At 30.6% G+C, this 14859-nt stretch carries 15 protein-coding genes; 2 read left to right on the forward strand and 13 right to left on the reverse strand.

Annotated elements, in window-relative coordinates; all coding sequences use genetic code 11:
• Window positions 1-34: 34 nt before the first annotated feature.
• On the reverse strand, window positions 35-973 hold the full coding sequence (locus AN960_RS11805; RefSeq protein WP_286131705.1) for a LysR family transcriptional regulator: 939 nt from the start codon (window positions 971-973) through the stop codon (window positions 35-37).
• A 348-nt stretch (window positions 974-1321) separates the two neighbouring features.
• Window positions 1322-1696 carry a hypothetical protein gene (locus AN960_RS11810; protein WP_056471423.1) on the reverse strand — a complete coding sequence of 125 codons (375 nt, stop codon included), beginning with the start codon at window positions 1694-1696 and terminating at the stop codon, window positions 1322-1324.
• Window positions 1697-2227: 531 nt separating this feature from the next.
• Here AN960_RS11810 and AN960_RS11815 point away from each other — a divergent pair.
• On the forward strand, window positions 2228-3478 hold the full coding sequence (locus AN960_RS11815; RefSeq protein WP_286131706.1) for an MFS transporter: 1251 nt from the start codon (window positions 2228-2230) through the stop codon (window positions 3476-3478).
• Window positions 3479-3518: 40 nt separating this feature from the next.
• Here the strand turns inward: AN960_RS11815 and AN960_RS11820 are convergent, their stop codons facing one another.
• Window positions 3519-4652 (reverse strand): zinc-dependent alcohol dehydrogenase, encoded by a 1134-nt coding sequence (locus AN960_RS11820; protein ID WP_056471426.1) that lies wholly within the window; start codon window positions 4650-4652, stop codon window positions 3519-3521.
• 352 nt (window positions 4653-5004) lie between these two features.
• Here AN960_RS11820 and AN960_RS11825 point away from each other — a divergent pair, with 352 nt between their 5' ends.
• Window positions 5005-5877: a hypothetical protein gene (locus tag AN960_RS11825; RefSeq protein ID WP_056471429.1), complete on the forward strand. Its 873-nt coding sequence runs from the start codon at window positions 5005-5007 to the stop codon at window positions 5875-5877.
• A 71-nt stretch (window positions 5878-5948) separates the two neighbouring features.
• On the opposite strand, the gene AN960_RS11830 is transcribed toward AN960_RS11825, so the two are convergent.
• The 10 genes from AN960_RS11830 to AN960_RS11875 form a co-directional block, all read right to left on the reverse strand.
• Entirely contained in the window at window positions 5949-7037 is a 1089-nt protein-coding gene (locus AN960_RS11830) for a DNA alkylation repair protein (protein ID WP_056471432.1), read from the reverse strand.
• Between the two features lie 31 nt (window positions 7038-7068).
• Window positions 7069-7839 carry a hypothetical protein gene (locus tag AN960_RS11835; RefSeq protein ID WP_056471435.1) on the reverse strand — a complete coding sequence of 257 codons (771 nt, stop codon included), beginning with the start codon at window positions 7837-7839 and terminating at the stop codon, window positions 7069-7071.
• Complete coding sequence (locus AN960_RS11840; RefSeq protein ID WP_056471438.1) at window positions 7820-8317, reverse strand: ECF transporter S component; 498 nt, start codon at window positions 8315-8317, stop codon at window positions 7820-7822. The genes AN960_RS11835 and AN960_RS11840 overlap by 20 nt, the downstream gene beginning before the upstream one ends.
• On the reverse strand, window positions 8314-8931 hold the full coding sequence (locus tag AN960_RS11845; RefSeq protein ID WP_056471441.1) for a histidine phosphatase family protein: 618 nt from the start codon (window positions 8929-8931) through the stop codon (window positions 8314-8316). The genes AN960_RS11840 and AN960_RS11845 overlap by 4 nt, the downstream gene beginning before the upstream one ends.
• Window positions 8928-9668: an adenosylcobinamide-GDP ribazoletransferase gene (cobS, locus tag AN960_RS11850; protein ID WP_056471443.1), complete on the reverse strand. Its 741-nt coding sequence runs from the start codon at window positions 9666-9668 to the stop codon at window positions 8928-8930. The genes AN960_RS11845 and cobS overlap by 4 nt, the downstream gene beginning before the upstream one ends.
• Before the next feature lie 10 nt (window positions 9669-9678).
• A complete protein-coding gene (cobU, locus tag AN960_RS11855; protein ID WP_216600076.1) occupies window positions 9679-10245 on the reverse strand; it encodes a bifunctional adenosylcobinamide kinase/adenosylcobinamide-phosphate guanylyltransferase in 567 nt (188 codons plus the stop codon).
• A gap of 44 nt (window positions 10246-10289) precedes the next feature.
• Window positions 10290-11009 (reverse strand): hypothetical protein, encoded by a 720-nt coding sequence (locus AN960_RS11860; RefSeq protein ID WP_056471449.1) that lies wholly within the window; start codon window positions 11007-11009, stop codon window positions 10290-10292.
• Window positions 11010-11134: 125 nt separating this feature from the next.
• Window positions 11135-12250, reverse strand: coding sequence for a Ger(x)C family spore germination protein (locus tag AN960_RS11865; RefSeq protein ID WP_056471452.1), 1116 nt, complete (start codon window positions 12248-12250; stop codon window positions 11135-11137).
• On the reverse strand, window positions 12247-13725 hold the full coding sequence (locus AN960_RS11870; protein ID WP_056471455.1) for a spore germination protein: 1479 nt from the start codon (window positions 13723-13725) through the stop codon (window positions 12247-12249). Before AN960_RS11870 ends, AN960_RS11865 begins: the two co-directional genes overlap by 4 nt.
• A complete protein-coding gene (locus tag AN960_RS11875; protein ID WP_056471459.1) occupies window positions 13722-14792 on the reverse strand; it encodes a GerAB/ArcD/ProY family transporter in 1071 nt (356 codons plus the stop codon). The genes AN960_RS11870 and AN960_RS11875 overlap by 4 nt, the downstream gene beginning before the upstream one ends.
• Window positions 14793-14859: the final 67 nt, after the last annotated feature.

A 14859-nucleotide genomic window follows, 5' to 3' on the forward strand; every position in this document is an offset into this window, starting at 1 on the left:
TTTTTTTGCTTGAAATAAAAGAAAAAAGAGTTGGCTATTTCACCAACTCTTTGCTTAATTCAACTATTTCATTCATTAATTCTGTATATTCTCCACGATTACAGAAAATATTTGTTTGAAGAAAAATTCCCTTTGTTTCTTCAATATGTATTGGAAATAATATTCCTTCTTTAACTTCTTTTTTCACACTAATACTAGGCAAGAAAGCAATTCCAAATTGTTCTATAATAAGTTTTTTTGCCATCTCCGAACTATCAGTATGAATCCTTATATTTGGAGGGGCTTCTAGATTTTCAAATAAACGATGAATTCTAAGCCAGTCTAATGAACCGCATTCAAAGAAAATAAGATTTTCCTGAGCGATATCTTGAATTGTGATCGATTTTTTTGAAATAAACGGATGATCTTTATAAACATAAAGCGTAATTGGATCTTCGAATAATTTAATTGATTGTAGGCTAGGGTGACTAGTTTTCCGAACAAAACCTATATCAATTTCATTATTTAATACTTTATTAATTAATTCATCACTCTTACCTGTAATAACTTTATAATGTAAATCTTCATTACTTACCGAAAGTTTTGGCAGAATTTCTGAAATAACATAGTTTGAAACCGAAACAGTGCACCCAATTTTCAATTCATTATTGTGGGATTTTTTTTGATTAATGTGCATCTTCCCTTTTTCGTATATATGAACTAATTGTTGAGCATACGGTAAGAAGCGCTTACCCTCTTCTGTGATATTAACTTGTTTACCGGAACGGTGAAAAAGCTGACAATTTAATTCTCTTTCTAACGATTGAATTCTAGCTGTAACAGTTGGTTGTGACAGAAAAAGTGATTCTGCAGCTTTGTTAAAGCTACCAAAATGAATTACATGGATAAACGCTTCTATATTTTCAATATTAATTTCTTTCACATCCTTAAATAACAGTTTAGTTATATACAATAAATATTCATTTTTATTCAATTTGGGATTCTATCTTACTACTCATTTTTTAAAATATTATCATTAAGAAAGTCTATTAGAAAATATTTTTTTTATTTTAATCTTTACATATACTTTGAAGCTTCATAAAAACCTTTTTTATATACTACATTCTGAATATTTTAAGTTGATTATTCATTTTTCTAAAATAAAAGGTTATTGTACAAAATTATATATAACTATTCAAGATGATTAAAAGAAAACCCAAGTTCTTATATAGAACTCAGGCTATTAGTCGATAAATTAGTTTTTTAAAAAAATAAACGTATAAACATAATAAGTACAAAAATAGTGGAACTCTAATTCATTAATTATTATTAAATAAAAAGGTTACGATAATTTAACTTTTCGAACTACTTGTATCTTGACGTGTTTAGGTATATCACCTTTAATCGTCACTTCTCCATTTGATAGAGCAATTTTTGCTCCCCATCCATTTTTAAATTTTTTAATTTTTACTCGAAGTAATCTTATTTCCACCTGACCTAATCCAGATTTGTTTTTTACTTCTAATTCTGGTGTTTTTGCATTACCGATATTATGTAGAAGTAGTTTTACTCTAATTAGAGGTTCTTCATCGCTTTTTACGATTACATATGCGTTTCCTTGTTCATCCTCTTTAAATTGATCGTAGGTTACTGAAAAGCCTTTCGTACTTAAGTAAATTTCTCCATCATCATTTACTTTGTAAACTGGTGAAAACATATGTCTCTTCTCCTTGCCGTATATTGTTCATATGTAAATAAAGAAAACTTGTCGACTGGCCAGCCTTTAAAGGGAAGTCAGAAACGGTGCACTTATACTTTATTCCTAGAATTGGCTACTACGTCGACTACTCATCATCGCTGCCAACTTATACTTTCTTAAAGTGCAATAAAAAATTGACGATGAAATAAATAAATTATTTTTACGTCAATTCTAATATTAGTATGGCTTAACTATTAAAAAATGTTCTTTCCAATATTTAATATGTTTAAAATATGATTCTTATTACATCAGACAGATTATTTTAGTTTATTAAAAATTAATGTAAAATGCAATTTTTAAACTCTGAAATAAATAACTAATTTTTGGAAATTCCCACTCTTAATAAAGCCATTATTTTACATTAAAACTTAGTTCTAAAACATAGAATTTAATGAATAAATATGCTATTGTTCTAATGAATTATTTAAAAATTTAAAATCGAATATTTAATCAAAATTATGAGATTAAAAAAGGAAGAAGGAACGTCAGTTGATTTACAGTAAACAAGATGTGCTACACAATGAATCCCAGAGCATTAAAAATGGAGCTGCATCTACAATCGCAATCAGTTTATCAAATAACTATTTTATATTGTTTGCTATTGCAATTTTAGGTGCTACCAATTATCAAGTTGGTTTAATTTCTTCCTTACCTTCAATTGTCGGAATGGCCGCAATGCTCCCAGCTGCTTTTATGGTTAATAAGTTAGAAGAAAAAAGAAAATTCACTGCTTACTCCATTTTCTTTACGCGTTTCTTTCTATTAATAATGGTTTTTCTTCCATTTATTAAATCAGAGCATATCGCATGGTTTTTTGTTATTTTAATTGCATTAATGAATTTTCCAGGTACATTTCTAAATTTAAGCTGGCAAGCATTCATTGGTGATTTAATCCCAGCAGACCGTCGAAATACATTTTTTGGAAACCGAAATAGAATACTAACCTTTACGGGAATGATTGTAACGCTTGTAGCAGGAATATGTATGAAATCCATTAGCTCAAAAAGTGCGCTTCCCTATCAAATACTTTTTTTATTTGCATTTATATTTGGAATGATTGAGTTTTTTTATATATTGAAACATAAAGAGGAAAAACAAAAAATTGAGATTTCTAATCACTATTCTCCTTTTTCAAAACATCTTTTTCAGTATAAACCCTATATCACATTTTTAGTTTGTGCACTGTTTTTTAATTTCGCGTGGCAAATGGCATGGTCTTTATTTTCGATTTATCAAATAAGATTTGCTCATGCAACTGCTTTTTGGATTAGTTTATTTACTGTAAGCAACCAACTTTCACAAATCGTTAGCTTTCGTTGGTGGGCAAAAATGGCAAATCGTTATAGTAATACTCAATTACTAATTTGGATTTCGATCGGAATGGCCTCTGCACCTATTTTAAATATTTTATCAACAAATTATGTATACTTATTTATCGTAAACTTTACATCAGGATTTTTTGTATCTGGTACTGTTTTAATATTATTTAATAGCTTACTAGAGGCTACTGAAGAAGAACATCGCACATCCTATATTGCTAATTATAATTTCTTACTTTCAATTGTTGCCTTCATCGCTCCACAATTTGGTGTTTTTTTACTTGAATCATTCAGTATGAATATTGCGATGATTTTCTCAACGATATTCAGAGGATTGGCGGGCGTATTATTTGGCGTGATGGCCTATAAAATGTCTCATTCAAAACAATTAGATTATAAGCAAAATAATATATCTCTCTAGATAAATCTAAAATGAGTTCAAATTATTGAACTCATTTTTTTTATGGTTTCAAAACCACTTTAATACAATTATCTTCTTTATTATTAAAAATATGATAAGCATGATCTGCTTCATCTAATGACAATTTATGTGTAATAATTTTTGTTGGGTCAATCTTTTCACTTACTATTTGGTCATAAAGGAATGGCATATATTGTCTTGCCGGAGCTTGACCCATTTTTATATTAATATTTCTACTAAAAAATGCGCCTAAAGGAAAGGCATTATAATTCCCACCATAAACACCTGTGATTTGAACAGTTCCACATTTTTTAACTGCTTTTGTAGCAATTTGAATTGGTCCTAGTGTTCCACCCTGTAATTTTAATTTCTGTTCAATGAATTCTAGCGGTGATTTCTTCCCATCCATACCAACACAATCAATTACAACATCCGCTCCACCTTTTGTTATTTCCTTTAAGGTTTCACCCATATCTGGATCTTTCGAAAAATTATAGATTTCAGTTTTATTCATCTTTTTTGAATGCTCTAATCGATAATCGATATAATCTACTGCAATAACTCTTTTCGCGCCTTTTTTCCAAGCAAACTGCTGAGCCATTAATCCAATTGGACCACATCCTAATACAATGACTGTATCTCCTTCTTTGACCCCTGCATTTTCAACACTCCAATATGCAGTTGGTAAAACATCTGACATAAAAAGTAGATGATCATCACCCAACTCACAGCTTTCTGGTATTTTAAACGGTGTATAGTTGCCAAATGGTACCCTTAAATACTCTGCTTGTCCACCTGGATAATCTCCGAACTTTGCTGTATAGCCTAAATAACCACCTGAATCATAATGTGGATTCGAATTATCACACTGGCTTTGCATTCCATGATTACAATATGGGCATGTTCCGCATGCAACTGTAAAAGGAATAACGACTCGATCCCCTTTTTTTAGATTAGTAACACCTGGGCCAATTTCTTCGACTATTCCCATTGGCTCATGTCCAATAATATAGCCTTCTTTTATTGGAAAATTTCCTTGATATAGATGTAGGTCAGAACCACAAATTGCTGTTGAAGTAATTTTAATTATAACATCATCTCTATGCTGAATTTTTGGAGCATCTACTTTAATCGTTTTTACATTATAATGCCCTTGATATGTAACAGCTCTCATTATTACTCCTCCTAATGTAGGTCATTTTCATATCGTTACCTTAAGGACTATAAATATGTAATTATTAATAAATTACGTATGAATAATGAACTTTAATTAGAATCTTTAAAAGGCTCGTTTTTTATTGATTTAGTCAATTTACCAGACAGTCTGAAGCATTGATTTTACTCAATGCTCTTTTTATAGGCAACAGACTGACTATAAAATCATACTTTAATTAATGTGATATTTATTTAATTGACCCTATTAAATGTTACTGTTGTTTTTTAGTAAAATTAACTATTCTTGAACATTCAAATCCAAATTAATTTGATACTATTAAAATTAGTACGATTTAGGAAAGGATACTGATATGACTATCGATTATCGTTTTTATGAGAGTCCAACAGATCTTGATTTGCAGTATGATTTTTGGAATAAGATGACAGAATCTCTACCATATGCTTGGAAACCAACTTTATCTCCAAAATTATTTGAACACCAATCTGAATTTAATGAAAAATCTAGATGCTTTGCTTTTGACGGAGATCAGCTTGTTGGTTATATGAGTTTCTCTGGTAAAGGAGAATTTGTTTCATTAGGTTATCCATGGGTATTGCCTGAATATGAGGATACTGTACGAGATGAATTGTTTGAAAGAGTTTATCAATTTGCTGTTAGTAAGGAATATGGTGGGAAATTACTTGCACAGCGATTTAGAGGACAGTGGGCAAAACAAATAGACTATTTCTTATTGAAAGGGTTCAACATTACTAGTCGTTCTCAATTAGTTGGTGCGCATTATCCACTACTTATGAAAACACTCCAAAGTATTCCTGGATTTTCGTATGAAATAAAAGATCAATTTCAATTTAATGTTTGGAAAGATTTAAAAATGAAGCAACAAATTCTCACAAACGAGCAAATTGTCATGATGAATGAATACTACGGATCAATTGAATTCGACTATGCAGTTGAATGTAAACTAGAAAATCAAGTCATTGCCTATTTTGGTATGACAATACGACCAGATACTGGGTATTCAGAAATTTTAGCTGTTGCTTATACTGAAGCAGCTATACCTTATTTTTATGATATAATGTCGATCATCCATAATGAAAACATCAATCGAAAAGTTACAGCAGTTACAATCACTAAGTCACAAATTCCTAAAAGTGTTTTACAAGAAAAACTTGGCTTTACTCCTTTAACAGAAGATGTGATGATGCACAAGAGACAGGGATAAGTGGAAGAAAAGATTGGAAAGCTGGATTTTAGAAAATATAAAGAGATTCCAAAAAAATTGGAATCTCTTTTTTATTTTACCGTAAAGTCATAAGTTCCACTTTCGACTCCATTTATTAGTAGTGTGATGCTATGCTGACCTGGATAGTGTTTTCTTGTTGATAAGTTTTTGAATGAGTGTGTTTTGTTGTAAGATAATGTTTTGTCATTTTCAATTGTGTTTTCGGATATTTTAAAGATTTTTCTTGTACGGTTCCCTTTTGACTTTACGTAATCAATTGCGAATTCGATTCTAAGTTTGGTGGTAGTCGGTTCGTTACTATGAATCGCAAATGAAAAGTTTAAGTCTCCTCCAATTTCAATTTTGTCTGATTGTAATTGGAATTGGTCTATATGAATTGCTTTTGTCGTTTCGAATCCAAAAATCGTTAAAGCTTCTATATTACCTTTTTTTAATAGCGTTCTACATGCGTGCTTTATAATCCAATTGGTATGGGGATTTTTACCGTACCATTCTTTCGCAATCTTTAATACTAAAGTTGGGTGATCTTTTGAAATATCGTTTAAATTATTTGCTACACTTTTGCGTACATACAATGACTCGTCTTCCTTTAAGTTTTCTAGAATAGGAAGAATTGGAGTTGGATCTTTTTTTAGACTTTTTAGAACCATTCCCCAAGGTAACTTTGGGCGGCACCCTTCACTTGCTAGTCTTCTTACATGTTCATTTGGATGAGTAGACCATTTTAGCATTTGCGCCATCATTCGTTCTTGGTCTTGTACAATGAACGGTCTAACAGCAAATTCTGATGTTGAGTGCTGTGTGAATAGTTCTAGGGATTCTATTGATTTTTCCCAATGAACTAGACCATACACTTCAACAAAATCAGGAAAAATAATACTACTTAATTGGCCCTTTGGAAATTTATCTAATATACTACTTAAAATCTCTATTGATTTTTCATATTTGTTTGGAAGTGTCTCTCCTAAACAAATCGTAATATGTCTCATTCTTTCCTTTAATGTTTTTTCTTCCCAGCTTTCATTGAATACTTTATCTATAAAATTTTCATTATTAAAATCTGTATAAACGATATGGATTTCGTTTGCTATTTTTGAAATTAAATCGTGGTTATATACATTTTTCAAAGCATCTGCCATTGTAAATCTCCAATCATTTTATTTCAAACTATTAAAAAATCTCACCTAGTAAAGTGATTGGCTGCGAGATTTGCCTATTTAATCCGTCAATCGCATCCTTTTTAATAATTGCTAAAGCACATGTCGCTGGTCCTGCCGATTTATGTAATGGAATACTAGATTGATTCAATAATTTTATATCGATATGATTCGTCTCCATCAACTGATTCAATTCATATTGAACTCCTTTTGAACCGATTGGTAATAGATCTGAGACATCTTCGCTTTTTGTTAATTGCTTTAATGAGTTAAAATTAATGATCTCGTTTTTATTTTCATTTAAATCCTCTAATACTTCATTTCCTACTTTTGGATAACCAATTAATATTACAAGATCCCCTGAAATGATTTCTTTCCTATTATGCGGATTATAAATTTCTCCCATTAAAGTAATTCCTAAACCTGTTTGTTTTGTTGGGATATTTTCTTCTGTACTTCCAGTAATATTTATTTCTAAGTTGTCTTCATAAAAATTAGCTTCATTATATTCTTTAATCGCTTTTTCAATCCCGTTTATTATTCTCTTCCCTCTACCGTTCATTTCTACACATAAAGTATTAATTAATACAGTTGGCTTAGCGCGAAATGCCAATGTTTCAACTAAACATAATTTCGCCGTTAAATATCCTACAATTTCTTCATCAACCTTTATTAAATCAAGCTCACTCATCCCAATTCCACCGCAGCTATCACAAGCAATTGTAAAATAACGATCCTTATCTATATGCATTAAAGTTAAGTCCCTATAATTTGAAATTTGCACGTCTCATCACCTTTTGAAGTATAAATGCTAAAACAATATTTGCCGCTGAAGCCAATGTCAATGGTACAACCATTAAGATAAAAAAACTACTAACAGTCTTAACTGTAAAGGAGTGATTCAAATAAGCAATTAATAGACCACTTAATAAAGTTGCCACTGGACCATTTAAAATAATTGCCACTATCATGGCTATGTATTGATTCATTTTTTTAAATAATACGCCAAAAATCCAAACAATCACAAGCATTTGAACAGCAATAAATAGATGCACTGGTACTGTAAATGGAAAACCTGAAGTAATTGCTGTAAGAAGATGACCTAGTGCCCCTACAATTCCTCCTGCAATTGGAGAAATCAACATAGCTGCCAGAAAAGCCGGCAATGAATCAAATGCAATAGAATAGAATATTTTTATATTAGACAGTACTGCACTTAATGCAATAAATAATGAAAGTAAAACAATTTTTTTCGTGTTCAAGTTTCCCCATCCTCTTTATTTAGTTGATTGATATTTTTCAAAAATCCAAAACCATCGTTATACTCAATTTCAATAATACATCCGTTGCTCGTATAAAATTTCCAGAAATGACTTAAATCTAAATTAAGTAAATTTAGGAGTAGTAGCTTCATAATTCCCCCATGTGATACTACTATTACATCTTCGTTTTTCAATCTAATGTCATGACAAAATGTATTAACTCTTTCTGCACACTGCTTTAAGCTTTCCCCATTTGGAATTTGAAAATGAATCAAATCTTCATTCCACTTTTCTATAACTTCAGGCACTTCATTTAAAAGATCAGTATATGTTTTCCCTTCAAACAGCCCAAAATTTGTCTCCTGTAACCTACGATCAACTATTTTTGATTCTCCTATTAATTCTCCAATCGCATCACTTAATAAAGTACATCTACGAAGTGGACTAGAATACAAAAAATAGTGTGAAGTAGGCTCAATCATTTTTGTAAACTTGGTAATCACACCACGTATTTGACTTAAGCCTTTTTCTGTTAAATCAAAATCAGTCATTCCTGCATAAACCTTTTGTCTATTTCCAATGCTTTCTGTATGTCTAATTAAAAATATTCTCATACCAATCTCTCACCTATCACAGCAAAAATTAAAAAGCATAATTGGGAAACTTCAATCGTAAATCCAATTACATCTCCTGTAATACCATCTAGTTTTTGATTGATTCTTTTCGTAATGACCGTAATAAAAATAAACGTAACACATACCGCAAGAATAATTGCTATTTCATTCATTAAAATACTGCTTACACAAATGAGTAACACATATACAATTAGAACAAATAATGAATTAGATTTTTTAGCTTCAATTATAAATTGACTTCCAAATCCTTCATTTCTAGCATATGTACTTATTCTGCATGTAAATAGGGCAATGCATCTTCCAATAATCGGAAATAAAAAAATAGCAAATGTTGTACTCTTTGATAAAAATAACCAATCTCCTAAAAATAAAACAATTAAGGAAATTACCCCAAATGCACCAATCCGACTATCTTTCATAATTTCTAGTATTCTTTCTTTTGAACGATGACTAAAAATTCCATCTGATGTGTCAGCTACTCCATCAAAATGTAATCCACCCGTTAAGAATAAATAGACTAGTAGAATAAGAAATGCATTAGTTTCTTTGTCCAAAACAAATGAAATTCCACTATTCAAACTAACAAGTATTAAACCAAATAACACACCTACTAATGGAACCACTCTAATTCCTTTTCCTAGTTCGGCTTCAATAAACTCGTAGTTTTTAACCGGGATGGTTGAAAAAAAACTGAGGATCATTTTAAATCGATTCATATCGGTACTCCTACTTTATTCTTAATGGTAAACCAGCTGTAACGAGTATAACTTCTTCTGCTCTTAAAGCAATTTTTTGATTTATACGCCCAGCAATATCTCTAAAAATCCTTCCTAGTCGATAAGATGGAACAAGTCCATAACCTACCTCATTCGATACAATTATCAATGTTTTACCATGCTGATCACATACGTCTATCAACTCGTTCACTTCATGTTCTATATCTACTTCTAGTTTATTTATTTGTTCATTATTCATCGTCTCAAAATCAACATCAGTATAAGAATCAAACATTAAATTTGTAATCATAACTGTTATGCAATCTAAAATGACAAACTTGGATTGTATAAATTCTTCTTCCATTTTTAATTGATTAAATTGTTTATATCGCTCAACAGTATGCCAATCAATCCGACGATCATCTTGATGTCTTTTAATTCTTTCATTCATATCTCCGTCAAATGGTATGGCAGTAGCAATATAGACTACATCATTTGAATTTGTTTGTAATTCTTTTATTCTTTTTTCTGCGTAAGAACTCTTTCCACTACGCGCTCCACCAATTACAAGAATCAACTTCTTCACCTCTTCCCAAAAAAATAGGGATTATTTTAATTCTTTTAACCTAACTCGCCGATTACAAATAAACCTACTAACAATACAATCGTTAATAAAACTGACCCAAGTATTTTCTTTAAATTAGGTCTTGGTCCGTCCTTTAATACGCTTATACCCATCGGTAAAAGTGCTATACAAAGAGCCGATGTAGCCACAATTGAAAATGAGGTTGTACCTTTTAAGACACCAAGTGGCAGCGAACTCATAAGTCCTAACATTATAGAGCGAATTAACCCTAGTACTCTAGCTCGATATGAACCGATGGCTAAAATAATCCAACCAAACATAATTAATGGGGATAGGCTATGGAATATATGAAACGCTCCATAAGATTGCGCCATAACTTTTGTTGCGGTCTCCACACCTAGAATTCGAACCAACTGAAAAGCTAGATGATCGACTCCTGCATGAAAAGTACGAGCAAAAAGACCAAATATCGCAAAACTTCCACCCCATAATGCCCAATTTGGCTTCTTTATACTGATTAATTTACAAAGTGATATAACTGCTGGCCACAATAAGACATTCCCCGCAATAAAAAAACTATAAGATAAAAATAGTAAAGTTGGGTAAGTCTTATATGCTTCAAGCTGATCTGGGAAGAAGAAATGAAATCTACTTCTTAAAATGACACCTGTAAGCATAAAAATTGGACCTAAAATTAAGGAGATCCCACCTAACCATCGCCCTGGAAACCAATTATCTTTTACTCCTTCAGTCATAACTTTTCTCCTTTTATTCAGTCCATTTCTATCATAATTCATTTTTAGTAAAAATGAGCATAAAAAAAGTCTCTTTAATAAAAAATAAACTTCTTTTTATGCTCTTTCTCTTTTACTATCACTTTTCATCTTTTATACGTTTTACTACCTATAATATGCACTTTCACTTTTATGTCTTTTATCGAATTAACATCAAGTGCATTCAGCGTTTTTATATCCCATTCTTTTCGATTAAATCGATAAGGCTTTTCTGAAATATTGAGGAGATCTACATGAAGCTCTTCTCCTTTTTTTATCGTTTTTAAAATATCACTTTTCATTTTTTTTCCTATATCAGAAGCTATTTTCTTCCTACTTAAACCATTCTCATTCTGTACAATGGCTACATTAGTTTTTACATTAATAATATACTTTGGCTTCTTACCACCTTTTATAACTTTAACTGAACTATTAGAACTTCTAACTTCCAAATTTACATCATCTTTTTCAAGCATAAGTGGTAAACTATAATTTTTCTGGTGCATATAATTCAGTGATTTTATATCTTTTAATGTTACTTGTCCTTTAAATTTTTGTTTCGATAAAATGTAGGCACCTTTTATATAAGCTACCTTGTCTGCTTCTTTTTCTGTAAAATATTTTTCTTCCATATCTAATATAGGTATCAATAATGTTCCAACAGGTTGAGTGTATCTCGAAATAAACTGATTAAATTGCATGCTTAAAACAATAAAACTTCCTCTACTCCTTTCAGCTGGACTAGTCACTACAGTATATAAAAAAGGTAAATTAAAAAAGCTTTGACTCATTAATATATCTTTTATATCTCGTTCAGTCCCATAAATCCACAATGTGTATCTTAATAGTGGTCTTCCACTGATGAAAGAATTAACTTCTTTCATTTTTTTTTCAATAACCGATTTACTTAAGACGACACTGTTAACATGACCATAATATAAAGGAATTGGTGATTTTACATCGATTTTAGTAAGTGCTTCCTGTATAGATTTACCTGTAGCTTGGCCGATTAATGGAGGTGCAGGTATTTGTAATGCCGCACTTTCTTGCTTAGCAATATTTGAAAAATTGAGTGCTTGAATCGTAACAATGTACTGATCGTCCTTAAAGTCAATACCCATACTTGTAACTAATGTTTGATCGATAATCGTTCGATCTCCCCAACATCCTGTTAAAATGAATAAATGAAAAACTATTAGCATAAAAATCAGTAATTTTTTCATCTTTTTTTCCACTTCCTGCGACGGTCTTTATCAACTGGATGGAGTGATTCATTTCTTTTCTGTTTAAACTTTTGAGGCACTTTTATAACTACGTTTAAAAAGTCAGATATACTTGGGACAGACAGTATTGTAATATAAGGCTGTCCAAAGCTTTCTAAAGAAACTATCAATGTCGCTAAAAGAAACATTCCAGTAAAAAAGCCAATTAAACCTAAAATAGACGATAAAAATAAAATAAAAAATCGTAGGATTACAATATTTCCTGCAATATTTTGATTAACTAATGTATAACCTGAAATAACAGTTAAAGCTACTATAACAAGCATAGAAGGCGAAGTTAGTCCTGCACGGATCGCAGCATCACCAATAAATAACCCCCCTAAAACAGCTACAGTTTGTCCTACTGCTTTCGGTAAACGAATTCCCGCTTCTTTAAATAATTCAAAAAAAACTAACATTAAGCAGGCTTCTAATGGAGCTGAAAATGGCAAACCGTTTCTAGACATAGCAATCGTTGCAAGAAATGGGTATGGTAATTGATCTATATGATAAGTAACCATTGCAATATATAATCCCGGTAGGAAAATGGTCGTTATAATCGCAGAAATTCTAAGATACCTTACTATGTTAATATAATATAAACTTGCATGTATATCTTCTGGTGAATAAACAAGTTGACTTAAGGTGGTTGGACCTATTAAACAACTTGGATTGCCATCAACAATAACTGCAAACCTACCTTGATTTAATGATTGTGCAACGAAATCTGGTCGACCTATGTTATCTAAAAGTGGAAAAATCGAGTATGGTAGGTCATATAATTCCTCTTCAACTTCATAGCTACTAACGATTACATCTTTTTTAATAGAACTTAGACGTTGTTTAACCTCTGAAAGAATTGAAGGATTAATGATATCTTCCATATAGACTAGTAAAACTTTTGTACGACTTCGTTCACCAATTGTATATTCAACACTTTTAAGTGTTGAAGTCTTAAGTCTTTGTCGGATTAAAGCCATATTATCCGAAATATTTTCAACAAACCCATCTCTTGGCCCACGAATTGAAGTTTCTAAATTTGATTCCTCCGGGTTCCGTTTTGGAGGATTCGCTACTTGAATAAAGAAAACATCATTTAAATAAGAACTAAATATTACTAAATCCCCAGAAAACAAATTTTCTTCGACTTCTTTTTTAATATTAGATACTTCTTTCAACCTTTTAGTCTCAACTATATTACTTATTAACTCAAAATTGAATTTTTCTTCTTTTTGGACAACATTAAAAATGTCATTAATAATTTGATTACTAAATTGAATGTCAATCAAATTTGGACAAAACATTATAATTACATAATAAGATTTTGCCCCTTCTTTATATAATTTAGTTCTGAAATCAATATCCGACGAGTGATTAAAAGACTCCATAAATTCTAGTAAATTGAGGTTTTCTAAAGTAGTCGAATCTATTGTCATGCTGAATCACCTTTTAATTTTGAAATAACTAAAAATATAAGCATCATGCATAATAAGAAGATTAAATTTATTGGAAAATAATAGTATTGTAAAAAGTTAATAAATGATGTTGCATTCCATGGAATCATTACCGCTACTAATAAAATAAGTGACAATACTGGTAAAATCCATTTTTTTCTTCCGCTATAATTGATGATGTAATTTGCAATATATAAGTTTAAACTAATCCGAATAAATGCACCTGACAACCACTGAAAAATAGATAAAAAATCCAACCTCGTTATATTCACTCCTATCGTTAGAAGTTTCCATTGTTCATAAACAGGATTTCTCATTTTTTCTGCTTCAATAGGTCCAAATTCCGTAATCGCTCCCGTCAGTGGCCCTAAAATTAATATTAACAATATAAAACTAACGATCATTAACCATTTTACTTTTAGTTTGTCTTTTAAAAAGGAGTTTAAAAATAAAATGAATATCATTTCAAAAAAACCTGAGCATGTATAAATAAAGCCATGAAAAATGTCATGATATCCATTTTCAAAAATAGGAAATAATAATCCATAATTTTTGTTCTTTCCATTCCCTATTCCAACTAAAAAACCAAAAAAAGCAACTGGAGGTAAAACTAAAAATGCAATCGTACTAATTGAACGTATACCTTTAAATACAGCATAAAAGCAAACTAGCGAAATTAATAGTACTACGGCAATATTAGGTATATCTTGTGTATAATTTGTATTTGCCCAAACTAGTGTAAATCGAAAAGTAACAAAGGCTGATAATAAAAAGTAAACTACAAAAATAGCTAATAATATGTAAGCTATTGGCTTGTATAGAACTTTAAATATTAGAGATAAAATATCTTCATTATTAAGCTTTTTATACAAATAAAAAACTAAAGCAGCCCAGATCATGAAAGGGAGAATGCTAGCAATAACCGTAATCCAAGAATCTCGATGAGTTGATGTCAAAACACTAGGTACGATAAACACATGTAACATAAATCCGGTTGACATAATCATCAATATATAAATATGCGTTGAATAAATAAACTTTTTATTCATAAAGAGTCTCCCTACAAATCCTTTATTCCTTTAAGTTAACCTGAAATGAATTTCTTTATGTATAAAT

It is taken from the genome of Bacillus sp. FJAT-25509 (genome assembly GCF_001420605.1).
Taxonomy (GTDB): domain Bacteria; phylum Bacillota; class Bacilli; order Bacillales; family Bacillaceae_G; genus Gottfriedia.

Excerpts from the sequence above, each read along its gene's own strand:
- cobS (WP_056471443.1), bottom strand. The coding sequence starts at position 9,668 with ATGAATCGATTTAAAATGATCCTCAGTTTTTTTTCAACCATCCCGGTT.
- AN960_RS11845 (WP_056471441.1), bottom strand. The coding sequence starts at position 8,931 with ATGAGAATATTTTTAATTAGACATACAGAAAGCATTGGAAATAGACAA.
- AN960_RS11825 (WP_056471429.1), top strand. The coding sequence starts at position 5,005 with ATGACTATCGATTATCGTTTTTATGAGAGTCCAACAGATCTTGATTTG.
- AN960_RS11870 (WP_056471455.1), bottom strand. The coding sequence starts at position 13,725 with ATGACAATAGATTCGACTACTTTAGAAAACCTCAATTTACTAGAATTT.
- AN960_RS11875 (WP_056471459.1), bottom strand. The coding sequence starts at position 14,792 with ATGAATAAAAAGTTTATTTATTCAACGCATATTTATATATTGATGATT.
- AN960_RS11820 (WP_056471426.1), bottom strand. The coding sequence starts at position 4,652 with ATGAGAGCTGTTACATATCAAGGGCATTATAATGTAAAAACGATTAAA.
- AN960_RS11865 (WP_056471452.1), bottom strand. The coding sequence starts at position 12,250 with ATGAAAAAATTACTGATTTTTATGCTAATAGTTTTTCATTTATTCATT.
- AN960_RS11860 (WP_056471449.1), bottom strand. The coding sequence starts at position 11,009 with ATGACTGAAGGAGTAAAAGATAATTGGTTTCCAGGGCGATGGTTAGGT.
- AN960_RS11810 (WP_056471423.1), bottom strand. The coding sequence starts at position 1,696 with ATGTTTTCACCAGTTTACAAAGTAAATGATGATGGAGAAATTTACTTA.
- AN960_RS11830 (WP_056471432.1), bottom strand. The coding sequence starts at position 7,037 with ATGGCAGATGCTTTGAAAAATGTATATAACCACGATTTAATTTCAAAA.